Source organism: Nocardiopsis sp. TRM 82005, from assembly GCF_056312425.1.
This window is the reverse complement of record NZ_JBWDTQ010000076.1, coordinates 1-787: the sequence shown is the minus strand read 5'-3', so window position 1 is coordinate 787 and position 787 is coordinate 1. Positions and strand designations below refer to the sequence as shown.

The window sequence follows — 787 nt, the reverse complement described above, 5'->3', positions numbered from 1 at the left end:
GTGCTTTTCAGATGTTCGCGGTGCGGTCGGAGACCAGTCCGGCGATGGCCTGATAAGTGGCCGGGAGGTTCTCGCGCCGGTGGGTCCAGCGGATCAGTTGTTTCCAGCGCTTGTGGTCGGCCAGGGTGTGCTCGACGGTGATGCGGTCCGAGGAGTGCGCGTGGCGGTGGTGCTTCCACCGTTCGTGGAACTCGGGCAGAGCACTCTTGTTCGGTTTGCGCGGTGGGGTGATGGCCTTCCCGGGGTGGTCGCGTCGCAGGCCGAGGTAGCCCTCGTCCAGCAGCACCTCCACCTCGGGGAAGTAGCGAAAGCAGGAACCGATGCCTTCGGTGCGGGCCGCGGTGGCGTCGTGCATCCGCCCGGGGCGCATCGCGTCGGTCCACAACGTACGCCCCTGGTGATCGGCGACGACGGTGGCCTTCATGGTGTTCTGCTTCTTCTTTCCCGACACGAACGCCCGTCGGCCACCTCGGCTCGCGCGGGGCCTGCGCACCTGGATCTCGGTGGCGTCCAACCGAAGTTCAACGCCTTCGGCCTGGGCGTAGGCGAACACGTCCTCCAAGGTGCGCAGCCGCACCCCCGGACGGTTCGGGGCCGCCCGCCCCCGTTCGGCCAACAGGGCGCGGATCTGGCCCACGGCCCGTGTGACGGTGGAACGATCCACCCCGAACAGTAGGCCCGAGACCGCGTGCGGCAGGTCGTGGCGCAGATGGATCAGGGTGACCACCAGGCGGTCGACGAAGACCAAACGGTGCCGGGCGCCCGCCCCGGCGGCCCGCTTCCTCAC

General features: G+C 68.9%; 1 protein-coding gene. It reads right to left on the bottom strand.

All coding sequences use genetic code 11. From position 1 onward, the window contains the following. Positions 1–7: 7 nt before the first annotated feature. The coding region (locus AC0T5L_RS27135) for a transposase (protein WP_476168336.1) at positions 8–787 on the bottom strand (780 nt) is incomplete at its 5' end.